This window comes from Corynebacterium sp. NML120713 (assembly GCF_001875735.1).
Lineage (GTDB): Bacteria > Actinomycetota > Actinomycetes > Mycobacteriales > Mycobacteriaceae > Corynebacterium > Corynebacterium pseudogenitalium.
Genome location: NZ_MLCR01000012.1, coordinates 20,658 through 42,910 on the forward strand (window position 1 = coordinate 20,658; position 22,253 = coordinate 42,910).

Annotated in this window: 12 protein-coding genes and 2 tRNA genes; 10 read left to right on the forward strand and 4 right to left on the reverse strand. The window is 60.5% G+C overall.

What is annotated here, in order from left to right:
• Positions 1 to 44: 44 nt before the first annotated feature.
• The 6 genes from gyrA (at position 45) to BJP06_RS06045 (ending at position 12,835) form a co-directional block, all read left to right on the forward strand.
• Complete coding sequence (gyrA, locus tag BJP06_RS06020) at positions 45 to 2,609, forward strand: DNA gyrase subunit A (protein WP_071573192.1); 2,565 nt, start codon at positions 45 to 47, stop codon at positions 2,607 to 2,609.
• 3 nt (positions 2,610 to 2,612) lie between these two features.
• On the forward strand, positions 2,613 to 2,957 hold the full coding sequence (locus BJP06_RS06025; protein WP_071573193.1) for a DUF3566 domain-containing protein: 345 nt from the start codon (positions 2,613 to 2,615) through the stop codon (positions 2,955 to 2,957).
• Between the two features lie 75 nt (positions 2,958 to 3,032).
• Positions 3,033 to 3,106 (forward strand) — tRNA-Ile (locus tag BJP06_RS06030).
• 11 nt (positions 3,107 to 3,117) lie between these two features.
• Positions 3,118 to 3,190, forward strand: a tRNA-Ala gene (locus BJP06_RS06035).
• Between the two features lie 335 nt (positions 3,191 to 3,525).
• Positions 3,526 to 7,941, forward strand: a complete 4,416-nt coding sequence (locus BJP06_RS06040; RefSeq protein WP_071573194.1) for a hypothetical protein — start codon at positions 3,526 to 3,528, stop codon at positions 7,939 to 7,941.
• A 406-nt stretch (positions 7,942 to 8,347) separates the two neighbouring features.
• Positions 8,348 to 12,835: a hypothetical protein gene (locus BJP06_RS06045; RefSeq protein WP_143110567.1), complete on the forward strand. Its 4,488-nt coding sequence runs from the start codon at positions 8,348 to 8,350 to the stop codon at positions 12,833 to 12,835.
• 102 nt (positions 12,836 to 12,937) lie between these two features.
• On the opposite strand, the gene BJP06_RS06050 is transcribed toward BJP06_RS06045, so the two are convergent.
• The 3 genes from BJP06_RS06050 to BJP06_RS06060 all read right to left on the reverse strand — a co-directional run bounded on the left by BJP06_RS06050 (position 12,938) and on the right by BJP06_RS06060 (position 16,637).
• Positions 12,938 to 13,357, reverse strand: coding sequence for a hypothetical protein (locus BJP06_RS06050; protein WP_071573196.1), 420 nt, complete (start codon positions 13,355 to 13,357; stop codon positions 12,938 to 12,940).
• A 578-nt stretch (positions 13,358 to 13,935) separates the two neighbouring features.
• Positions 13,936 to 16,029, reverse strand: a complete 2,094-nt coding sequence (locus BJP06_RS06055) for a YhgE/Pip domain-containing protein (RefSeq protein ID WP_071573197.1) — start codon at positions 16,027 to 16,029, stop codon at positions 13,936 to 13,938.
• Positions 16,026 to 16,637: an ATP-binding cassette domain-containing protein gene (locus tag BJP06_RS06060; protein ID WP_071573198.1), complete on the reverse strand. Its 612-nt coding sequence runs from the start codon at positions 16,635 to 16,637 to the stop codon at positions 16,026 to 16,028. Before BJP06_RS06060 ends, BJP06_RS06055 begins: the two co-directional genes overlap by 4 nt.
• Positions 16,638 to 16,725: 88 nt before the next feature.
• On the opposite strand from BJP06_RS06060, the gene BJP06_RS06065 reads away from it, so the two are divergent.
• Positions 16,726 to 17,292, forward strand: a complete 567-nt coding sequence (locus BJP06_RS06065) for a TetR/AcrR family transcriptional regulator (RefSeq protein ID WP_071573199.1) — start codon at positions 16,726 to 16,728, stop codon at positions 17,290 to 17,292.
• A 3-nt stretch (positions 17,293 to 17,295) separates the two neighbouring features.
• Here BJP06_RS06065 and BJP06_RS06070 read toward each other — a convergent pair whose 3' ends face one another.
• Positions 17,296 to 17,868: a hypothetical protein gene (locus tag BJP06_RS06070; protein ID WP_071573200.1), complete on the reverse strand. Its 573-nt coding sequence runs from the start codon at positions 17,866 to 17,868 to the stop codon at positions 17,296 to 17,298.
• 239 nt (positions 17,869 to 18,107) lie between these two features.
• Between BJP06_RS06070 and BJP06_RS06075 the strand changes: the two genes are divergently transcribed.
• From BJP06_RS06075 to BJP06_RS06085, 3 genes are read left to right on the forward strand one after another with little or no spacing between them, the layout of a single operon-like run.
• Positions 18,108 to 19,052 carry a methylenetetrahydrofolate reductase gene (locus BJP06_RS06075; RefSeq protein ID WP_369822223.1) on the forward strand — a complete coding sequence of 315 codons (945 nt, stop codon included), beginning with the start codon at positions 18,108 to 18,110 and terminating at the stop codon, positions 19,050 to 19,052.
• Positions 19,049 to 21,301, forward strand: a complete 2,253-nt coding sequence (gene metE, locus BJP06_RS06080) for a 5-methyltetrahydropteroyltriglutamate--homocysteine S-methyltransferase (protein WP_071573201.1) — start codon at positions 19,049 to 19,051, stop codon at positions 21,299 to 21,301. Before BJP06_RS06075 ends, metE begins: the two co-directional genes overlap by 4 nt.
• A gap of 41 nt (positions 21,302 to 21,342) precedes the next feature.
• Positions 21,343 to 21,864 (forward strand): peptidylprolyl isomerase, encoded by a 522-nt coding sequence (locus BJP06_RS06085; protein WP_070363359.1) that lies wholly within the window; start codon positions 21,343 to 21,345, stop codon positions 21,862 to 21,864.
• Positions 21,865 to 22,253: the final 389 nt, after the last annotated feature.

The window sequence follows — 22,253 nt, forward strand, 5'->3', positions numbered from 1 at the left end:
GGCGCTAGAATCGGTAGGAACCAATGTTTGACGAAAGGTGAGCAATGAGTGATGACACTCTAGGTGGCGGCGGCTCCGACGCCATCCAGCCCATTGACATCAACGAGGAGATGCAGACGAGCTACATCGATTACGCGATGAGCGTGATCGTTGGCCGTGCGCTCCCGGATGTTCGCGATGGCATGAAGCCGGTGCACCGCCGCATCATTTACGCGATGTACGACCACGGCTACCGCCCCGAGCGTTCGTACGTGAAGAGTGCCAAGCCTGTCGCTGACACGATGGGTAACTTCCACCCGCACGGCGACATCGCCATTTACGACACGCTGGTGCGCATGGCTCAGCCTTGGGCGATGCGCTACCCGTTGGTCGACGGCCAGGGTAACTTCGGTTCCCCGGGTAACGACGGCCCCGCGGCTATGCGTTACACCGAGTGCAAGATGACGCCGCTGGCGATGGAGATGGTCCGCGACATCCGCGAGGACGCCGTGGAGTTCTCCCCGAACTACGACGGCAAGACCCGCGAGCCGGACGTGCTGCCGTCGCGTGTGCCGAACCTGCTGATGAACGGCTCGAACGGTATCGCTGTCGGTATGGCCACCAACATTCCGCCGCACAACTTGAACGAGTTGGCGGAGGCCATCTACTGGATGCTTGATAACCACGACGCGGATGAGCAGGCGGTGCTCGACGCGGTGATGGAACGAGTGAAGGGCCCGGACTTTCCGACGGCCGGCCTCATCGTCGGCGATCAGGGCATCAAGGACGCCTACACCACCGGTCGCGGTTCGATCCGCATGCGTGGTGTGACCGAGATCGAGGAGATCGGCAACCGCCAGGTCATCACGATTACGGAGCTGCCGTACCAGGTCAACCCGGACAACTTCATCCACAACATTGCGGAGCAGGTCGCCGCGGGCAAGATGGTGGGCATCTCCAAGATTGAGGACGAGTCCTCCGACCGCGTCGGTATGCGCATCGTGGTCACATTGAAGCGCGACGCGGTTCCTCGAGTGGTGCTCAATAACCTGTACAAGCATTCGCAGCTGGAGACGAACTTCTCCGCGAACATGCTCTCCATCGTCGACGGCGTGCCGCGCACGCTGCGCCTCGACCAGATGTTGCGCTACTACGTCAAGCACCAGATCGACGTCATCGTTCGTCGCACCAAGTTCCGCTTGGATGAGGCCGAGAAGCGCGCCCATATCCTGCGCGGCTTGGTCAAGGCGCTCGATGCGTTGGACGAGGTCATCGCCCTGATCCGTCGCTCGCCAACGGTTGACGACGCCCGCCAGGGCCTGATCAAGCTTCTCGACGTCGACGAGATCCAGGCCAACGAAATCCTGGCAATGCAGCTGCGCCGCCTGGCAGCGCTGGAGCGCCAGAAGATCATCGACGACCTGGCCGAGATCGAGCGCAAGATCGCCGACTACAAGGACATCTTGGCCCGTCCGGAGCGCCAGCGGGAGATCGTTGGCAACGAGTTGCGTGAGATCGTCGAAAAGTATGGCGACGAGCGCCGCACCCAGATTGTTGCCGCGACCGGCGATGTGACCGAGGAAGACCTCATCGCGCGCGAGAACGTCGTGGTCACCATCACCTCCACCGGCTACGCGAAGCGCACGAAGGTGGACGCCTACAAGGCGCAGAAGCGTGGCGGCAAGGGTGTCCGCGGCGCGGAACTGAAGCAGGACGACGTGGTGAAACACTTCTTCATCTGCTCCACTCACGACTGGATCCTGTTCTTCACCAACTTCGGCCGTGTGTACCGCCTCAAGGCCTACGAGCTGCCGGAGGCGGGCCGTACCGCCCGTGGCCAGCACGTGGCGAACCTGCTGGAGTTCCAGCCGGAGGAGCGCATCGCGCAGGTCATCCAGATCCAGTCCTACGAGGACGCCCCGTACCTGGTCCTGGCCACCCGCGATGGTCGCGTGAAGAAGTCCCGCCTGACCGACTACGAGTCGGCGCGCTCCGCGGGCCTCATCGCGATCAACTTGAACGAGGGCGACGCCCTGATCGGTGCCGCGCTTGCCGGCGAGGAGGACGACCTGCTGCTCGTCTCTGAGCAGGGCCAGTCCATCCGCTTCACCGCCGACGACGACCAGCTGCGCCCAATGGGCCGCGCGACCGCCGGCGTGAAGGGCATGCGCTTCCGCGGCGATGACAAGCTGCTCGCGATGACCGTGGCCCAGGACGGCGAGTTCCTGCTCGTCGCCACCGCTGGCGGCTACGGCAAGCGCACCCCGATTGAGGAGTACAACACCCAGGGTCGCGGCGGCATGGGCGTGATGACCTTCAAGTACACTCCGAAGCGCGGCAAGCTGATCGGCGCCCTGGCTGTCGATGAGGAAGACCAGATCTTCGCCATCACTTCTGCCGGCGGTGTGATCCGCACCGAGGTCAACCAGATCCGTCCGTCCTCCCGCGCCACGATGGGCGTCCGCTTGGTCGACCTCGCGGATGACGTCGAGCTGTTGGCCATCGACAAGAACGTCGAGGAACAGGGCGAAGAGGAGGCAACCGCGGTTGCCAAGGGTGAGAAGACGATTGAGGAAGCCAAGGAGCAGACTTCTTCGTCCATCTCCGCCTCGCCGAAGGATGGGGAGTAAACCATGGCCGCCCGCAAGATAGTGGTGCGGCGCGTGGGTGTCGCCTCCGTATTTAAGGTGGCGACCATCCTCGCCCTCGTCGGCTTCGTCGCGTGGATGCTGGGCGCGGCCATCGTTTACTACGGCCTCGCGCAAACGGGGGTCATCGACTCCGTGAACTCGCTGGTCAATGGCGTCGGCGGCGACCAAGTTATCGACGCCACCCTAGTCATGTCCGCAGCTGGCCTTTTTGGGCTCATCGGCGTGGTGTTCATCGCGGTGATGGCTCCGCTGACGGCGTTGCTCTACAACGCGATCGCAGACCTGGTCGGAGGCGTCACCCTGGTGATGTCGAACAGGGCGCGATAGCCGTGTTAAAAACACCGCTTGTACTGGCGATTTGTCAAAGGTTATAGCGGTAGGTAATCTTACTTCTCGTTCCCAGGGCCTATAGCTCAGTCGGTTAGAGCGCATCGCTGATAACGATGAGGTCGCAAGTTCGATTCTTGCTAGGCCCACAGGAACAAAAGGGGCATTAGCTCAGTTGGTAGAGCACCTGCTTTGCAAGCAGGATGTCAGGAGTTCGATTCTCCTATGCTCCACAGGTTCACCCTGGTCTCCGGTTCGGAGGCCAGGGTATTTTCGTGTGTTGACAGCTGTTCCCCCTGTTTGGTGGCAGTGGTGTTTTTCGTGTGATAGATCACGTTTTTGTTGCATACTTTGGCAGGTTTTGTGAAGGTGCTGGTCAGGGGGTTTTTGGGGTGTGTGGGGTGTGTTTTTGTGGGTTGTGGTGGTGTTTTTGTGGTGGTGGGGGCGTAGTGGACTACGTTCGGGGCGGTTTTTGTGATTGAATAAATGTCTGTCAGTTTGTGGATCCGTGTTCAGATGGTCTTCAGGCTGCTTCGAATATCTCCTACGATTTTTAAGGATTGAGCCGTTGCAAAACGCACATCTTAAGAAGCGAATCATGGCGGGCCTGATTTCGGGCGCAATGATTACTGGTGGCGCAGTTGTCGTCGCCCCGGACGCAAGTGCGGACCCGCGCATTACGGGTACGTACTCCTCGCTGCCGAACGATAAGTACGCTGAGGCGCTGCGCTTTAACACCGAGCAAATCAAGATGCTCACGAATCAGAATGATTACCAGGCCATGCTGAAGACCTGGATGCAGGTCACCCCGCTCGGCCCGGGTTGGTGCATTGATCTTGAGAAGCCACAGCCAAACCTGCAGACCCAGGGCTACGAGCTGCGCAAGCTGGACGGCATGTCCGGCCTGTACGGCTTTAACGGCTTCAACGGCAGCCTTGGTATTAACGCTGACATCGAGACGGCAGCGATCTCGTTGACGAAGTCGATGCTGAAATCCTGGTACGAGCGCAACTTCGACGACGTCAAGAAGAAGAACGTCGCCCTGCAGGCGTTGCTGTCGAACAACAAGAGCGTGCTGGATGGCCAGCGTTCCTACATCCTGAACGGCCAGGCGCAGAACGGCGTTCGCGTCACGAACCAGGAGTTCACCCAGTGGACCGGTTTCCGTGTCAGCGCCGTCTTTGGCGGCAACGACAGCTTCCAGCCGAACTTCGCGCTGGTCAAGGACCAGGCTGCGTTCAGTCGTGTTTCCAGCAACGTCCGTCCTGGCGAGTACGTCACCATCCTGCTGCCGAAGGATTACAACATCTACCAGGATGGTCGTGAGGCGACCTTCCAGCGTCTGATTCCTCCGACACAGCCTGGTTTGGACGGCTTCTACCCACGTCCAGGCGGCGGCAACGGTGGCGGCACTGTGACTACCACCGTCACTGTCACCGAAGGCCCGGGTAGCACCTCGACCGTGACCGAAACCGGTCAGCCGACCGTCACCAAGACCGTGTACAAGCATGAGGGCCTCGATTATGAGACCATCACGGAGCGTCCGGAGGTCACGGTAACCCGCGAGTTCCAGGAGATCTACAAGACGGAGAAGACCGAGGTCCCAGATCCAGTGACGGTCACTGAGACTGCACCACGGCCAGTCGTCACCGTTCCTGTGTTTGAGGACGGCGAAGCCACCACCGTCACTGAGACCGTGACGGCTCCGCGCGACGTTATCGTCGTCGAGAAGAAGACCCCTGTCACCGTTACTGAAACCTCGACGGTGCGTCCGACGATTACTGAGACGAACAAGGTACGTCCGACGGTTACCGTGACCGAGCCAACATACGTCACCGCGACGAAGACGCTGGATCCAAAGACCGAGACCAAGACGGTTCAAGCCGATCCGTCGACGGTGACCAAGGTTGTTGACACCACCGTCACCCGCGTTTCCGAGAGCCGCAAGACCACCACGGTCGAGCGTCACTTCTACAAGTACAACTACGTCTACGACTTCTCCAACAAGAGCGAGTCCAAGGTCATCGAACCTAACAAGTCGGGCAACTGGAAGATCGAGTTTGTCGACGACTCCAACGGTCTGGTTGACGTTAAAAAGGAAAACAACCGCCTGGTTATCACCCCGAAGAAGCAGGGCGAAGGCGACGTTCGCATTGTCATTACCGACGGTGACGGCAACCGTTACGAGTACACGATTCACGTTGTGAACAAAGACTCGAACAAGACCACCGAGAAGACCGTTCGCGTGAACAACCACTTCTTCAACGTGTCCGTCACCGGCCTTGACCAGTCGATCACGATTCCGAAGGGCTGGAAGTACGAGGTCACCGAGGGCAAGGAATTGGTCACCACCACCGAAGATGGCGACACACTGCGCGTTAACGTCAAGGATGGCGTCATCACCGGCAAGGTGAAGATCAAGGTCTTCGAGGTTGACAAGGACGGTAAGCCGACCGGCAACGAAGAGAACTACGAGTTCAACGTTGACACCAAGCCGAACAAGTACAACCAGTCCCGCGTGATCGGTAACGTCTCCTCGTACAAGCTCGAGGTTGACAACATCCAGGGCGAGCCTGAGATCCTGAAGGGCAAGGACCTGATCGAGTCCCTTGAGAAGAAGGGTGGCCAGTGGGTACTGACCCCGAAGGCTGGCAAGACCGGTGAGGTCATCATTCGCGCCAAGAACGATAAGGGCGAAACCTTCGTGTTTACCCTCGACGTTCGTGACGGCCGGAATGTCCTCGTTGACTCTAAGACCGAGATCATTACCGTTGGCGACAAGGTTCAACTTGAGGGCGAAAAGGGCGACACGCTCCAGATCGTTCGAGGCAAAGAGCTTGTCGACGATGCGCAGCTGCAAGGCGACGGCAAATGGACCCTTGAGCCGAATGGCGAAGGCCTGATCGTTGCACACGTCAAGGACGCAAACGGCCAGCTGGTTGCTGTTTACACCATCGTGGTCACCCCACAGGAAGCGAAGCCTGAGAAGCAGACCGTCGTGACCGAGATTTCGAACCGGCGCACCTTGGTCCTGACGAAGGGTCTGGGCAGCAACGAGTTCACCTTCCCTGACGGCACCGATAACTTCAGCTGGGTCAAGGATGAGAAAGACCCGAACAAGTTCTACCTCATGCCGAACACGGACTTCGTCGGTGAATTCCGCGTCGTGGAGAAGTCCGCAAACGGTTACGAGCTTATCGAGCACGTCATCAAGGTCAGCCAGGCCAAGGTTGATGAGACTCTGCGCGACCTTCCAGCAGGCTCGTCACTGACGCTTCCTGGCGTCAACGAGAACCAGAAGTTCGTCGTCGTCGCTGGCGCGGACCTTCTGGATGGAAAGGTCAACCCACAGGGCGACCAGACTCTCACGCTGAAGAAGGCCGTTTCCGGCAAGGTTGTTATCGAGATTCAGAACTCGCGCGGCCTGCCGATCAAGCGCTTCATCTACAACGTGACGCCGAACGAACCAAACGTGAGCTCCTTCGAGATCACGTCCGACGACAAGTTCACCTCGAACGTCAACCCAGGCGACACCGTGAAGATCGTTGAGGGCGGCAACCTCGCCGACCTGTCCAACAAGGGCGACGAATGGACTGTCACTCCGAAGGACGGCGCTGAGGGCAAGATTGTCGTTGAGGTCACCGACAAGGATGGCAACGTCTACCAGAAGTTCATCCTGAACATCACGAAGGGCAAGGGTGGCTCCAGCTCCTCCGGCAAGATCGAACGTTCCTACACGATCACGGAGAAGGGCACCTTCGACGTGACGATCGTTAACAACCACAAGTATGAGGTTGTTGAGGGTCAGGAACACGTTGAGATTGTCAAGGACTCCGAGAACAACTTCACTCTCCGCATGAAGGAAGGGTCGAAGGGCGGCAAGGTCGTAGTTGTTGAAAAGGACAACAACGGAAAGGTTGTCAAGCAGCACAACATCACGATCACTGAGGGCAGTGGCGCGCTGAAGTTCGTCGAAGAGCGTCGTGTCTACCAGCCGAAGCTGACGGACAAGATCACACCAGGTGAGGGTAAGAACACCTTCCGCGTTCTGCGTGGCGAGGACATCATCGAGGAGATCCCGACCGTGCCTGGCAGCTTCACGTTGAAGCCGCGTCCTGGCAAGTCCGGCCGCGTACAGATCGAGGAAGTCGACAGCAAGGGTAATCCGGTCCGTATCATTGACGTCGATGTTCCGGCCACTTCTGAGGGCAACGTCATTGTCAAGCCTGGCAACTCCGATGTCAGCCCGAACCCAGATGGGTCCTGGCGTATCATTCCTCCGAAGGGTGGTTCTATCGACCGAGGCAGCATCAAGGTCTGCGAGGGTCCGGATAACTGCAAGCCTGTCGACCCAAACATGATTGTGCCGAATGACAAGGACGGCTCGATCACGATTAAACCGGGCAAGGGTGGCATCACGCCTGGGACCACGCACCTTCAGTTCAAGATCATCACTGATGGCGTTGCATCTGATTACTCTGTGAACATCGTGGTCAACCAGAACAATGCTGGGTCTTCTGACGGCAAGTGCATTGCATCGCTGGTGGGCATCGCTTCGCCGCTGTTGCTGCTGATTCCGTTGGGCATCCTCTCCCAGGTCCGTGTACCGGGTCTGGAGGGCATCCAGGGCAAGCTAAACGCCGCTGTGCGTGAAGCAAACGATCGCATCCAGCGTGGCCTGGGCATCTACGACCGTGACCGTGCAGAGCGCGCCGCAGGCATTCAGAACGCGTTCAGTGCGGTGAACCCTGAATTGGTTGGCCTGGCGGCCGGTGCGCTTGGAACCATCACTGCTGGCCTGCTGATCGTGGACGCAGTGCTTCGTTCTTGTGGCCAGGGAGATAAGACCTCCTCTTACCAGATTGGTAAGGCTACGGGTAACGACACGTTGATCTACGGGTCTTCCAAGAAGGGGGATGCGGTGAAGACCGCTACCCCGGTCCCGACCACCGAGACGTCAGCTTCGGAGACACATAAGAAGTAAGCGCTTCTAGCAAAGACCTCTTTCCGCACGGGGAGGGGTCTTTTTGCATTCCTAGCTTTCCGCGATAGGGATTTCACGAGGTAAACCAGGTGACAGTGTCCCCCCTGTTTGGTGGCAGTGGTGTTTTAAGTGTGATAGATCACTTTTTTGTTGCGTGCGTTGCCAGCTTTTGTGAAGGTGCTGGTCAGGGGGATTTTATTGTGGGTTTGGTGGGGGTTTTGTGGGGGTTTGTGTGGTTTTGTGGTGGTGGGGGCGTTGTGGACTACTTTCAGGGAGATTTTTGTGATTGAATAAATGTCTGTCAGTTTGTGGATCCGTGTTCAGATGGTCTTCAGGCTGCTTCGAATATCTCCTACGATTTTTAAGGATTGAGCCGTTGCAAAACGCACATCTTAAGAAGCGAATCATGGCCGGCCTGATTGCAGGCGTTATGGCCGTTAGCACCGCCAACGTCGTTGCGCCGAACGCAAGCGCAGACATCGCTGTTACATCCGAATACGATCGGCTTAGCCCAGAGGTGGAGCAGCAGGTACGTGAGGAGCAGGCGCTCTGGAAAGAACGTATCCCGCATGGCACCAACGCTCTTGGCCTGCTTCCCACACAGTACGGTCCGGGCTGGTGCATCGACTGGGGTGTAGATAACCCATGGAACAACCCGGCGGGATACGAGTACCGCAAGCTTACAGGCCAGTCCGGTCGCTACGGTGAGGGTAACCGCATCAACAAAGATGTCGAGAAGGGCGCGATCTACCTGATGCGCTCTGTCATGGAAGACCAGAAGCGTGGCGACACTGCAAGCGTCACGAAGAAGATGAACTACATGCAGGCGCTGCTTTCCAACAACCTTGGGTATCTCAATGACATCCGCCCGAAGCTGATGGGTGACGCGCTGTTTACCCAGCTCACCGGCTTTGAGATTCGTTATCGTCACGTGGACAAGAACACGCCGGGGCCAAACTATTACCTCATGGTGAATGAGGAGGCGATGGCGAAAATCCGCAAGGAAGTTAGCGATGACGCTTACATCGTCGTCCTCATGCCGAAGAACTACAATCTGAACTTGAGCTGGCGTCGTGAGTACACTTCCCAGCGACTGATTATTCCGTCCCAACCGGGCCTGGAAAAGCCGAAGACGCCAAAGCCACAGCCGCCAGCCCCGAAGTACACCAACACTACGGTGACACTGCCGAAGAGCACGATCACCACGGTGACTCGCGTGCCAGAGGCCACGGTGACGAAGTGGAAGAAGTTCCCTCCGAAGACCGTCGAAACGACGACGACGTTGGCGCCAAGCGTCACCACCGAGACAGTGACGCCGGAAGCGTCGACGTACACGACGACCGTGCGGAAGAATGGCGAGCCTATTACCACCACGCGCACGACCAAGCCTGAGCCGTACATCACCACACGTGAGGTTCCGGGCAAGGAAGTCAAGACCACGACGACTATCACCGAGTCACCCGTAGTCACCACCGTGAAGGAGCACACCACTCCGACGACTCTGACTGAGTACACGACCGTCCCAACGACAGTTGAGGTTACGCCGTCCGACGTTACTGAAACCGAGACGGCGCAGTCGACGACCACGACGACCTCCACGAACGTGAATGTGAAGGAGATTATCCGGGAGTACGAGACCCAGATCATCAAGGAAGTTCACGAGATCCACAACACGATCGACATTCGTCACAAGGACGAAAAGAAGATTCTTGACCTGGGTGACCTGAAGAAGCAGGGCTACTCCTGGCGCATCACTCGTGGTGGCGATCTGGTCATTGTGGACCGTGACAAGAACAACAACCTGATCATCAAGCCAAAGGATGGCTTCAAGGGGTCCGGTGTTGTTGAAATCGTCGTTACCGACGAAAACGGCAACGAGTACATCTACGAGCTGCAGATCAACGACCGTACGGGCGAGATTGAGCACCTCAACAAGATCGTCAACAACTACTTCTACAACATCAACCAGGGCGGCTCTGACCGCACCAAGCTCATCAAGATCGAGAAGGGCGACAAGTGGGACCTTCTCAAGGGCGGTGACATCGCCAAGGTGGAGGATGACGGTGCCGGTCACATCGTTGTCACTCCGAAGGACAAGAACGTCCAGGGTGAAGTGCGTGTGAAGGTGACCTCGAAGGATGGTGTTGAGAAGGAAAACATCATCACAATTGAGAACTTCAACTCCACCTACAAGGTGACACGTGAGATCGCTGATACCTCGGTCGGCTACGTTGAACGCCGTGGCGGTACCAAGTACGAGATCACCTCTGACGTGAACAAGGTGATTAAGGAGATCGTCAAGGACGGCGACAACTGGCGAATCGTCCCGAACGAGGGCTCCGAGGGTGAAGCACACGTCACGTTCATCGATGAGAATGGTCGCAAGTACGAGTTCACCTTCATTGTGAAGAAGGACCCGAATGCTGGTCCAGACATCCGCGACGTCATCATTAACCACGACGGCAAGGTCGAGATCGACAAGCAGGATAAGCTCACCGCCAAAATCGTGGGCAACGGCACGGACTACGCGACGCTGACCGAGGAGGACGGCAAGTGGGTCATCAAGCCAACTGAGGCTGCTGCGAACGCGAGCGATGTCAGCAAGGTCGTCGTGCAGGTACACGATGAGAAGGGCGAGCTGCGTGGTGTCTGGAACATCCAGATCAACCCGGCACGCAATGCGGACTCCTTGGATAAGGAGACCCGCTCTCGCGATGTCATTGATCGCTCGCTGATGACGATCCGCACTGGCGATGAGAAGAACAACAACCTCCGCATCGTCGAGGGCCAGGATCTGATTATCCCTGAGGGCGAAGAGAAGAAGAACGCGAACGGTGACATCACCGATATGCGCTTCCGGTTCAAGCCGGGTTCTGAAGGCACCGTCCGCGTCCAGGAAACCATTCGCTGGTACAGCATCGACGACCAGAACCAGCCGAAGGACCACGGTAATGCGGAACTCGCTTTCCCTGACCTGGTTGGCGATAAGATCAAGCATGATCCGAACAACGGTGACAAGCCGTACGTTGAACTCGTGGTTACTGAGTGGGTTGTCAACGTTAAGCCGGGCGAGGTCAAGGAACTCAAGCACGACATCACCACCGATAACGACATGGCTATCCAGGGAACCAACCTGAAGCTGGTCAAGGGTGAGGAGTTGCTGCAGTCCAAGCCGGAGGATGGCTCCACGATGGACCTGAAACCGCTGCGTAACGCAAACGGTGAGGTCGTCGTCGAGAACCGTACGAAGGACGGCTACATCTTCGAGCGCTACACGTTTAACTTGAAGCCTGGCCGCGATACGAACAAGACTATCAAGCGTACCCTCACTACTGACGGTGTAGCCAAGCTTGCTCGTTACGAAGGCGATAAGATCTTCAAGCTCCTCGACGGCACAATTGCATCTATCGATTCGACCGGTGCAACTGCTGAAGGCAAGAGCAACCTCACGGACATCACGGATAAGATGAATGAATTCTTCGAGGTGTCTGAACAGGGCAGCGTTTTCGCCGTTAAGCCGAAGGAAAGCGCGGTTGGCAAGACCTTCACGTTCCAGGTTGCTGACGACCGTGGCGTCTACGCGAACTACGTGTTCACTGTCGGTGCTGGCGACGGTAAGGGCGCACGTACCCTGGACTTGCCGGAGACCTCCGAGTTCCGTGCACTTGAAATCAACCCGAACACTATGGTGTGGGCAAGTGGCGCTGAGAACTTCGAAACCAAGACAGTTGACAGCGGCTCTGTGAACAATGAGGGTCAGAAGCTTACGGAATGGGTGGCTAAGCCTAAGGCTGGCACTGCCGGTAAGTCTGGCGTTGTTCAAGAAATTGACCCCAATGGCAACGTTGTGGCGCGCTACACCTTGAACATCAAGCCGGGTAAGCAGCGCAAGTACAAGGAAGTCAACACCGGTGCGCTGGTTGGCCAGGACGTAGAGTTCGCACCTGCTGACTCGAAGAACACCTTTGCAGTTACCAAGGGTGCCGACCTTGTTTCCACCAGCACGAAGGAAGGCAAGTTCGTAGTCACGCCTAAACCGGCGGCCGCGCACCAGACCATCGTCATCGAGGAGCGTGACCCGAATGGCGATCTGGTGACCAAGTACAATGTCTCTGTGTTGCCACAGGGTTGGTCTACTTCTCAAGGCGCGAACATCGCTGACCCGAATAAGCTGTTCAAGATCACACGTGGCAAGAACGGTCAGATCATCATTGAGAAGGATCCGAACGCCAAATTCGACATCGATTTCGGCAAGCTGCGGTTCGACATCATTGGTGGCAACGCCGATGTGAAATTCGAGAACGGCAAGTGGATCATCACGCCTACCCAGAGCGGGAACATCACCATTGTTCCGCAGCTTCCGAGCGGCAACGCTGCATCCAAGATCGATATCAACGTTCAGGTAGAGCAGTCCGGTTCCTCGAACGCGAACTTCAAGGACCCGAAGTGCATCGCTGGTCTGGTCGGCATGGCGTCGCCACTGCTGCTGTTGATCCCGCTGGGCATCCTCTCCCAGGTCCGCATTCCGGGCCTCGAGAGCCTGCGCGCACAGGTCAACGCAGCCATCAAGCGCGCTAACGATGACATCCAGCGTGGCCTGGGTATCTACGACCACGACCGTGCACAGACCGCCGCTGGTCTGCAGGGTGCGTTCCAGGTAGCGAACCCACAGATGATCGGCCTCGCAGGTGGCGCCCTCGGTGCCATCACCGCCGGCCTGATCATCATGGACGTTGTCCTGCGTAGCTGTGGCGTGGACGAAGCAACGTCCTCCTACCAGCTGGGCAAGGCAACCGGCAACCAGACCCTGATTGACGGTTCCTCGAAGAAGGACAACCCGGCAACCACGGAAGCAAAGCCTTCCGAGGAAACCAAGCCTGCGGACAAAAAGTAACGTTGACTCCGCCTCAGTCTGAGGCCAGGGCATAACAAAACCCGGCCCGCACACCACCACGGTGCGCCGGCCGGGTTTTTGCTTGCAAGAAAATCTACACGGCTACTTCCGCTTCTTCGGCAACGCCATCAGCGCCGCACCCATCGAAACCAGCCACGAATCCTTCGCCAAGGAAAGGCCATCGTGGGAAGGACGGATGCCGTCGTCCTCGGTCATGGCGTCGTTGTTGAAGTACATCGTCAACAGGCCAGCACCAAACGCGCCAAGGGCTGCACCGGCCAGGCGGTTGCTGACAAAGGGGGCGAGCAGCGCGCCAGACACCGCGGACTCAGAGACAGCGAGTCCCTTGCCGAACTGCTCCGGATCCAATTTGCTCAGTGCCGGGATGCCGGTAGCGGCCATCCCCTGGAGTCCCTCGGCGGCCTCGCGGTTAAGGCTGAACTTGCCCAGGGCGGAATTCAAAATGAAAAGGCCCGTCGGCACGCGCAGGGCAACGGATGCAAGCTTCGCAGATGTAGACATAGTGTGCTCCTTCGTTATTGGTAGATCGCAATGCGTGTTGACGCATCAACAATGTGGCGAGTCTACCAGTCGAAGGAATCACATGCAGAGGGGGAGCGCACCAAAATCACTAACTTCGAACGACCGGTCAGGCATTTCCCCAGTTTGCCAAACGCGCAAGGGGGAATTTGGTGCGCAGGCCAAGCATCACGACACCACATTCCCGAATCTCGAAAAGGCGACGCGGCGTTTCCCCAGGTCGTCAACTCCACGAGGAGGAATTTGGTGCACTCCCCCTCACCTCAGTGCCAAAGCACGCAACTCTCTCTTCACGAGCTGGGTTTTTACCCCTTCCCCCAACAAGAATTGCGTCTTTTGGCACTGGCATCTCCCGATGGGACACCACATTCCCTCCCCGACCCCCATCGACCTGGGCTTTTCCAAACCCGGCTGCCAAAATCCAGGAATTTGGTGCGCGCATCCCCTGCCCAGACACCAAATTCCCGAATCTCGAAAATGCGCCACAGCGTTTCCCCAGCTCGCCGAACCCCCAAATAGGAATGTGGTGCCAGGGACCGGCCCCCAGCAACCACAAACCCTTACAGCGCGAGCTCTGGGTGGATGTCCTTGTCGTTGAGGATGCGGCGCTTCCACATACCCCACGCGCTGATCAGCCATGCGGCCACAGCCAAGAGGGACAGCACAATGATGGCGCGCAGCAGGCGCGGGTCTTCGGCATGGGTGCCGAAGAAGGCGACGCGAATCATGTCCACGGTAAACCGCATCGGGTCCCAGGCGTGGACCCATTGGATGAACCCTGGCTGCACTTCGGGCGGGTAGAGACCATTGGACGCCACGAGTTGCAGGGACATGAGGGCCATGGTGACCAGCCTGCCGGTGGCGGGGCCGAAGACCATGTTGATGGCAAGGATGATCGACATGAACACCCAGGAGCCGAACCACAGCACGCCGAAGAGGCCGAGTGGGTGCTTCGGCTCGACGCCGATCGCGACGACCTGCACGAGCCACAGCAGGACGGCTTGCACGAAGCCGACGATCAGGGACGGCAGCAGGGTGTGGGCGACCATGCGGAAGGGGTTGGTGCCGGAGTCGATGACGCGGCGTGAGAACGGCGCGAGGATCATGTAGAGCACCAGGCCGCCGATCCACAAGGAGAGGGACAGGAAGAAGGGGGAGAGGCCCTTACCGAAGAAGGTGAGTTCATCGCCGGTGTTGTTGTGTACGACGGGGTTGCCGGCGGCTTCGGTGGCTTTCTCGAGGCGGTCGCCTTCCCAGGTGGGGGCTTCGTCGGCGCCTTCGTTGAGTTTGAGGCTGAGTTCGCCGGTGCCGTCGCTGAGGGTGACGAGGCCGTCGTTCAGGTCGTTGAGGCCGACGACGAGCTGGTTGGAGCCGCCCGCGAGTTTGGAGGTGCCTTCGGCTGCGGAGTTCGCTCCCACGACGAGGCGGGAGGAGCCGTCCTTCAGCTTGCCGACGCCCACCACGAGCGTGCCGGAGCCGTCCTGCAGCATACGCAGACCCTGCGCCAGTGTCTGCGCACCGGCTGCGGCTTGGTCCATGCCGGAGCGGTACTTGGCGGTGGGGTCGTTGAGCTGGGTGGACAGTTCTTGGGCGCCGTTGCGCAACCTGGTCAGGTCGTTGATCATCTGCGGGTTCATGGCGACGAACTGGTCGCCGTTGAGCTGAGCTTTCAGGCCGCGGGCCTGATTGGCCAGGTCGGCCGCGCCGGGGACTGGGGTGGCGTCGAGTTGGCGGATGGCCTGGTCCAGGGTGGCGTTGATGCTGTTGAAGGTGTTCTGGGCGACGTTGAGCTGGTCCGTGATGGAGGTCAGCTTGCCTACGCCGCCGGCGATGGCGGCTGCTCCGGCGCCCAGCTGGTTGGTGCCGTCTTGGAGGGCGGAGAGGCCGTCGGCAAGCTTGTTGGCGCCTTGGGAGGCTTCGCCGAGCTTCTCGTTGAGGGTGTTGGCGCCCTGTTGGAGTTCGCCGATGCCGGAGTCGAGTTGCTGCGCGCCGTCGGCGAGCTTCTTGATGCCGTTGTCAAGCTCCCCGACGCCGCCGTTGAGCTTGCCGGCGCCGTCCTTCAGTTTGCCGCTGCCGTCCTTGGCTTTGTTGGCGCCGTCATCGAGTTTGCCCGCGCCATCGGCGGCCTGCACCATGCCGTCGTGGATGGTGTTGAAGCCGACGAAGAGCTGGTTGACCACCTCTTTACTCACGCTCTCTGAGATGACGGAGCTCATGATCAGGGTCACCTGGTTGCCCAGCATGGTGGGAATGAACCCGTTGGTCTCATTAAGGGAGATGTTGAGTTTCGCCTGGTGGGGGTTGTCGGAGTTGACGGATTCGGCGGCTTCGGAGAAGTCGCTGGGGATCTCCACGCCGAGGTAATAGGTGCCGTCGGCGACGCCCTTTTGGGCTTCCTCCGCGCTGACCAGGCGGAAGTCCATGGGTTGCTCGGCCATGAGCTCTTCGACGACGGTCAGGCCGTGCTCACCCTCGTCCGAGTTGACCAGGGCGACGGGCATCTTGTGTAGGTTGCCCAGTGGGTCGTAGTAGGACCAGACGAACAGCCCGCCGAAGAGCAGCGGGATGAGCGTGATGGCGATGATGGCGAGCGGCGGCAGTTTGCCGTGACCGAACTTTCGGAAGTTGCTGCCGATGTGCAGCCCTGCGATCATAGGTCCTCCTTGTTCACGCTGTTGACCAGCACTGGTTTGAGTTCTGCGACGTCGCGCAAGTTGTCGATGAATTCCTTGCGCAGCTCAAAGTTACGCAGCTGGTCTGGGTCGTCGACGATGATGAGCGGCGCGTCTGGTCGCGCGATGAGCGCGAGCAGTACACGCAGCCGCATCCGGTCGACGATGCTGAGGTCGCCGATGCCGAGCTTGAGTTTGTCCTCGTCCAGGTCGAATTGGAGGGGTTCCAGCCAGGGTTCGACAAGTTCGTGGCCGAGCAGGTCACGCGGGATGAGGCGGAAGAACGGCAGCTCCCAGGAGATCTGCTCCCGGATGATTTCCTTGGTGGGCACGGAGCGCTCGACGGAGTCGATGAGCGAGATGCCCGCCAGGGCGATCTCGGGGAAGCGTTGGCGGGCGGTGGTGGGCTCGTCGAAAAGCTCGATGGTGCCGCTGTGTGGTTCGTAGCGGCCGGCGAGCGCCATACTCAGTGTGGACGCGCCGGACTCGCGCGGCGATGTGACCAGCGTGAACCCTTCGCCAACCTCGAGGTTGACCGGGTTGTTCCCTGGGCGCACGACGACGTCGACGGCTCGTAGGATGCAGTCCATTGAACACCTACTTTGGTTGATTTTCGTTGCAGAATGGTGCTAAGCGTAGGATTGACTATCAGTTAATGTCAAGCGGAAAGGAAGCACCATGCGAGCCGATGCGAGACAGAAGCGCGAACAGCTGATCCGGGCGGCGGTGGAGAACTTCCGCACCCGCCCGAACTCGGAGGTCACGCTTGGCGAGATCGCGGAGCACGCTGGGGTGGGCATCGCCACGCTGTACAGGCACTTTCCGACGCGCGCCGACCTGCGCCAGGCGTGCGCCCTCGAGTTCATTGACGTGCTCGACGCGAAGCTGGGGGACACGCTGGCCAAGTTTGACAGCGCCCCGGAGGAGCAGTGGCGCGCTTTCATTTGGGCGTGCGCCGACTCGGGTATCGGCATGCTGGTGGCGGCCCCGGCGGACGAGCCGCCGCACGCCCTGGAGCCCACGGTGCGGCAGCGCCGCGACGAGTTCTTCGCGCACGCCCAAGAGCTGCTGGACCTCGCCGCCGCTCACGGCCTGGTGGACCCAGCGCTGACTCCCTCCGAGATCGCCGCCGAGCTCATCGTGGTGACCCGCCCCATGAGTGCGAATCTGCGCAACCTTTTCCCAGACGTGAAGACCCGCCTGGTCAACCACCTGTTGCTGGCGTGGCGGGTGGACGCCAGCTAGCAGCTACTTCGTAGCGCGGCGCTGCTCGTCGTCGAGGGCGTCGAGGGTGCTGAACTGGTCGTCGGCGGAATCGGTGGAGTACACCAGCGTCGCCGTTCCCTCAGACCCGCCTTCAGTCGCGTCTTCCCGCAGTGCGTGCTTCGGCTCGTGGTTGCGCTCCTCGAGCTTTTCGCGCAGGTAGAACTCCCACAGCGCCCAGCCGCCGGCCGCGAGCGCGCCCGCACCGAGGGAGGCGAGCAGGACCTTCGAGCCGGTCCCACGCTTGCGCGCTTCCTTCTTCAGCGCGATCTGGCGAGCCTTGCGGTCAGGGGCGGTCGCGGCGTGGAGGGCGCGGCGGGCGTCGATACGCGCGTGGCTGGCGCGGGTGACTTTGCCGGCCTGCTGGCGCGCGGCGTCGTAGATCCCCTCGAGCTGTGGCACGTCGGCGAGGTCGTGGAGGTCGTCGATGTTGTCGTCCTTGATGGCTTCGGTGAGTGCTTCGTAGACGTCGCGCTGCTGCTTGCTGTTGAGTTCGCGGAAGTAGTTCCAGGCGCCGCTGATGCCGCGCAGTGCGAGTCGTGCAGTGGTGAGGTTCATGTGTGCTCCTTCGTTGTGTTCTTTCCCAACCACCCTAGCGGGCTGCACCGACATGTGCCCCCACAGTCCGCACGAAGTAGACCAAGCGGTTCAGTTTTGGGAAATATTATTCACATTTCGCAGGTCGCTGACCTGTGGCAATACATCGCGATACGCAAAAGTAGTTGTGCACCCTTGCGGCCAGTCTTAAATTTCATTGCACCCCATCAACAGGAAGCAACAGAAGGCAGGTGAGTCAGGTGCGGCAGGCAACGTTGGAAACGCGGATCTCGGCGTCGGCACCGTTGGACGGCATCGAGGAGGAGCTCGCACCACGCCCGCAGCGGGCACGCACGGCACTCAGCTTCGAGGTGATCCCACCGCGTCACAGCGCCGACTCCGCCAAGCTCGACGCCCTCATCCAAGGGCTCGCCGCCTACCAGCCCGACTACGTGTCGGTCACCAGCTCGCACCGCAGCGACTGGCTGGAAGGCACTGCCCGCCTCATCGAGCGCATCGCGCAGACCACGAGCATGCGCCCCATCGCGCACCTCGCCTGCACCGCCGGCACGCCCGACGAGCTGCGGCAGTGGATCACCCAGCTTATCGACGCCGGCGTCCGCGGATTCCTCGCCCTTCGCGGCGACATCCCGGCCGGACTCGACCGCCTGCCGGACACACACCTGCAGCACGCAACGGACCTGCTCAACCTGATCCAGGACGTTGCCGACGCCCAGGCCTACCGCCTCGCGGCGGGCAAGCTCGCGCTGTCGGTGGCCTGCTACCCGCGGGGACACGCGGAGAGCACCAGCGACGACCAAGACCTGGACGTGTTGCTGGCGAAGCAGCGCCTCGGTGCCGACTTCGCCATCACGCAGCTGTTCTTCGACGCGCAGGACTATCTCAGCTTCGCGGAGCGTGCCCGGCTCGCCGGGGTGCGCATCCCGCTGATCCCCGGCATCATGCCGATGACCAGCGTGAACCGGGTGCGCAGGATGGGCGAGTTGTCCGGTGTGGCACCCCCGGTGGACGTCATCAAGCAGCTTGAAGCGGCGCGGACACCGGAGGAAGAGCACCAGATTGGCATGCGACTCACCGTTGAGTTAGCGCGCACGATTCTGCAGGCTGGCGCCGGTGGCCTGCATGTTTACACACATAACGACTTAGCAGTAACACGTGAACTATTGAAAGGACTCAACCTGTGAGCACCGTAGCATTCCCCACCACGACCATCGAGGGCTACCCGAGGATCGGCGCGCAACGCGAACTGAAGCGCGCCCTGGAGTCCTACTGGTCCGGGCAGATCGACGCGGACACGTTCCGCTCCACGACGCGCGCCCTGCGCATCGATACGTACAACCACCTGCGTGACCTCGGTCTCTCCGAGCCCTACGCCATCCCGGCGGACGTCGCCCTCTACGACCACGTCCTGGAGACCGCGCTGACCGTCGGCCTCGTCGCCGGCGGCACCGACCTGGACGAGGAGTTCGCGCTCGCCCGCGGCACCGCCAACCGCGTGCCGCTGGAGATGACCAAGTGGTTCGACACCAACTACCACTACCTCGTGCCCGAGGTCGCCGCTGGTCAGGAGATCACGCCGGTGCCGGACCGCATCGTGCGCATCGTGGAGGAGGCCCGCGAGGCCGGCCATCAGGTGCGCCCGTACCTCGTCGGCCCAGTCACGCTGCTCGCGCTGTCGAAGCCGGTGGAGTGGTCCCTGCTCCCGGCCCTGGTCGACGCGTACGCTCAGGTCTTCGCGGCGCTTCGCCAGGCCGGTGTGGAGTGGGTCCAGGTTGCCGAGCCGATTGTCGTCGCTGACGTTGACACCCCGGACACCGATATCGCGCGCTACCTGGGTGAGGCATGGTCGACACTCCTCGGCGCCGACGCTCGCCCGAACGTCTACCTGACCACCCCGTACGGCGCCGCCGACGCCGCCCTGCCGGTCCTCGGCGAGCTCAAGCCCGAAGCCCTTCAAGTCGACCTGTCCCCGTGGACCCTGCAGGCCTCCCCGGACTACGTCGAGCAGGTCCGCACGCACGTCGCGCCCGAGACACACCTCGTCGCCGGACTTATCGACGGCCGCAACGTCTGGGCCGCCGACCTCGCCGAACGCACCGAAATCCTCACCACCCTCGGCGCCACATCGGTGACCACGTCCACCTCGCTGCAGCACGTGCCGCACACCCTCAAGGCCGAGCGCAACCTGCCCGTGGACGTCGCCACCTGGCTCGCCTTCGCCGACGAGAAGATCGCCGAAGCCCTCGCCCTGAGCGCCGGCCCGCAGGCCGCCGAGGTTGCGTTCGCCGCGTCCGCCCGCGTCGCGCGCACCCGCGCGGAGTCCCCGTTGCGCCACGACGAGGCTGTCGCCAAGCGTCTTGGCACGCTTCCCGCAGGTCAGGTGCAGCGCCAGCCGCTGTTCGCCGAGCGCCAGCAGGCCCAACGCGAGGCGCTGAACCTCCCCAGCTTGCCGACGACCACCATCGGCTCCTTCCCCCAAACCCCCGAGATCCGCCAAGCCCGCGCCGCACACCGCAACGGCACACTCAGCGACGCTCAATACAAGGAAGCGCTGCAGCAAGAAATCAAGCAGGTCATCGAACTGCAAGAAGAAATCGGCATCGACGTCCTCGTCCACGGCGAAGCCGAACGCAACGACATGGTCCAGTACTTCGCCGAACTCCTCGACGGCTTCGTCGTCACCGAAAACGGCTGGGTCCAGTCCTACGGCTCCCGCTGCACCCGCCCACCAATCGTCTACGGCGACGTCTCCCGACCAGCACCAATGACCGTCGAATGGGCCACCTACGCCCAATCCCTCTCCAACAAGCCAGTCAAGGGCATGCTCACCGGCCCTGTCACCATCCTGGCCTGGTCCTTCAAACGCGACGACGTCCCCCTGTCCGTCTCCGCCGACCAAATCGGCGCCGCCCTCGCCGACGAAGTCCGCGACCTCGAGGAAGCCGGCATCAGCATCATCCAAATCGACGAGCCGGCCCTGCGCGAACTCCTCCCACTCCGAGCCAAGGACCGCCCGTCCTACCTCGACTGGGCCGTCCGCTCCTTCCGACTCGTCTCCTTGAACGCCACTCCGACCACCCAGATCCACACCCACCTCTGCTACTCAGAGTTCGGCCAGATCATCGACGCAGTCGCAGGCCTCGACGCCGACGTCACCTCCATCGAAGCCGCCCGCTCTCGCATGGAACTGCTTGCCGACATCGACGACTCCTTCCACTCCGAAATCGGCCCCGGCGTCTGGGACATCCACTCACCACGCGTCCCTTCCGTCGAGGAAATCGTCGAACTGCTCCAAGCAGCACTGCGCCACGTCCCAGCCGAACACCTCTGGGTCAACCCCGACTGCGGCCTGAAGACCCGCAAGTATGAGGAAGTGGTGCCGTCGCTACGCAACCTGGTTGCTGCACGCGACGCGGTGCTCGCCCAGCGCTAACACCAGACGAGGGGCGTGGAGGGTCGTGTACGCTGTACACCATGACTCAAAAGACGCAGACAATGACGTTCCATACCAACCACGGCGACATCAAAGTCGACCTGTTTGGTAACCACGCCCCACACACCGTTGACACCATCACCGGCCTGGCGAAGGGCACCCTCGACTACTCCACCAAGAACGCCTCCGGCACCACCGAAGGCCCCTTCTACGACGGCGCCATCTTCCACCGCATCATCCCCGACTTCATGATCCAGGGCGGCGACCCAACCGGCACCGGCACCGGCGGCCCAGGCTTCCAGTTCGCCGACGAGTTCCACCCAGAACTCCAGTTTGACCGCCCATACCTGCTGGCCATGGCCAACGCCGGCCCAGGCACCAACGGTTCCCAGTTCTTCATCACCGTCGCCGAAACCCCGTGGCTGAACAACCGCCACACCATCTTCGGCGAGGTCACCGATGAGGCTTCCCGCAAGGTCGTCGACGAGCTTGCCAACGTCCCGACCGGCCGCATGGACCGCCCCGTCGAGGACGTCGTGATCAACTCCGTCACCGTGGAGTAGCTTTATTTTTTGTCTTAGGCCCCGCCTTTTTGGTGGGGCCTTTGGCGTTCTTAGGTCTCGAGTGCCGTGAGTGCCAAAGGACGCACCCCTAAACATCCAGCCCATTGCTGACCAGGCACTATATTGGTGCTACTTTTCGAAATTGCGTCCTTTGGCACTCAAGTGCCCGGGACGCGCACCACATTCCCGCCCGACTGAATCGCGACCTGGGAAAACGTCGGCCGCCCTGTGGGAGAACAAGGAATTTGGTGCGCAGGGAGGAGGCGCCTGCACCAAATTCCCTCGCTTTGAGTTGGCCAAGTTGTAAAAGCCTAGATCGGTGACGGCTAGTCAGTCAGCTGGAGTGAATGTGTTCGGGCAGAGCAAATAATTGTGTGCAAAAATATTTG